Annotated in this window: 2 protein-coding genes; both read left to right on the top strand. The window is 58.1% G+C overall.

Features of this window, described 5'->3' with window-relative positions:
• Nucleotides 1-373 precede the first annotated feature (373 nt).
• Nucleotides 374-1165, top strand: a complete 792-nt coding sequence (locus tag VGE80_RS00835) for a phosphoadenylyl-sulfate reductase (RefSeq protein WP_373653540.1) — start codon at nt 374-376, stop codon at nt 1163-1165.
• Between the two features lie 48 nt (nt 1166-1213).
• On the top strand, nt 1214-1856 hold a 643-nt coding region (locus tag VGE80_RS00830), incomplete at its 3' end, for a c-type cytochrome domain-containing protein (RefSeq protein ID WP_440591331.1).

Here is a 1856-nt window from a genome sequence, read left to right as displayed (position 1 = left end):
CGTCTATAATGGATGAGTGACTTCAAGTTGCGGGTTTGGCGAGGGTTTACGATCAGGACAAGGGTTTGAGCACAAGTGGGTGCAAAGCCCTGCGAACCCACAGGAGGAGCCCAGCGGGGAGGGGAATTGCTCCGAGTCTCCCCGCTGGGCGATCCCGTTGCGGCAATTTCCCCGTTTCTGTTAGATTTTTAGCTTACTGATCCGTGAAGCCATGTGGTGACAAGTGCACAGCGAGTTGTGCCGGATTTGCGCGAGAAAACGATCCCATTCACGACGAGTGGCCGGGGATGGCCATCCGTGGAATTGAGTCGGTTAAGCGGGACAAGAGTCGGTTAGAGGGTACGGACGGCGTACCGAGAGGAACAGCGGATTCATGGCGAGACTTACGCAGAGCGACCTGAATGAACTCAATCAGTCTTTTGAACAAGATTCTGCCATCGATCTGCTTCGCTGGACAAAAGAGATCTTCGGAGATCGAGTCGCAGCACTCTCGGCCATGCAGCGCGCGGGAAGTGTCGTCTGTCACATGATCGGACAGCAGAAAGTCAACATTCCCGTCCTGTTCGTGGACACGGGTGTCAACTTCCAGGAAACACTCGAGACGCGAGACCGGATCGCGAAAGACTATCACCTGAATGTCATCACGCTGAAACCTGAACAGACGATGGAAGAGCAGACCGCGCAGTACGGGATTCTCTACCTGACCCCCGAAGGCCAGAAGCAGTGCTGCGCGATGCGCAAGACTCAACCGCTCCTCCAGGCCAAAGGGCAGTACGATTGTCTCGTCGGCAGTCTGCGCCGTGCGGAAGGGGGCCGGCGGGGCAACATCCCGATCCTTTCGATCGATACCGAGATGAACTGCGTCCGGATCAACATTCTCGCCAACTTCACCGATGAGCAGCTCGAAGAATACCTGGTCGAACACAACGTCGTGGTGAACCCGCTGCACTCGCAAGGCTTTACCACGATCGGATGTAATCGCTGCACGACTCCCGTCCTGCCGAATGAACCCAAGCGGGCAGGACGTTGGCGGCACTTGGGAACCTGGTCGGCCTACTGCGAAATCAACCCGACGGACCGAAAGGGAGGACTCTCGAAAGCGATTGACCTTCCCCAGGATCTGATCGACCGCCTGCTCGGCACAAAGACAGACTTCGCAATCTAGGTCGAGATTCTGTGAGTATCTTCGAATCCAACAGATTGGCGACAAACCATGAAGCTGGCGACTGCGACGACTCACCTGATTTTCGGATCGACCTTCCTCTTCCTGAATTCCGCGAACACCGTTACCGGGGGGGACTCGCCCCCTCGCAAAGTAGACTTTTCGCGAGACGTACGGCCGCTCCTTTCCCGGCACTGCTTTCAGTGTCATGGCCCCGACGAACAGGCTCGTCAAGCAGACCTGCGGCTTGACGAGCGTTCTGATGCAACCGGTGAACTTCCCAGCGGGACCCGAGCCATCGTTCCGGGCGACCCCGCTGCCAGTAGTCTGATCGAGCGGATCACGACCCCGGATGCCTCGCGGGTCATGCCTCCCCCTGAGATCGGCAAGCCCCTCTCCCCTGCAGACATCGAGATCCTGCGTCAATGGATCCAGCAGGAGGCCGAGTACGCCCGCCACTGGGCCTACATTCCTCCGCTTCGCTCACCCCTTCCTGTCAAATCGACTTCCGAACGGCAGGACAATCCTTCGCAGAACGAAATTGATGCCTTCGTTTTCAGCCGACTGCATCAGGAAGGACTTGCCCCCGCCGGTCCCACCGAACCGGAACTGCTCCTGCGCCGTGTTTCGCTCGATCTGACCGGACTCCCCCCCTCGATGGAAGAAGCCAGCCAGTTCCAGGCCGATGAGCGTC

It is taken from the genome of Schlesneria sp., assembly GCF_036405755.1.
GTDB classification, from domain to species: domain Bacteria; phylum Planctomycetota; class Planctomycetia; order Planctomycetales; family Planctomycetaceae; genus Schlesneria; species Schlesneria sphaerica.
Note: the sequence above shows the minus strand (reverse complement) of the source record. Positions and strands in the feature narration are given on the sequence as shown.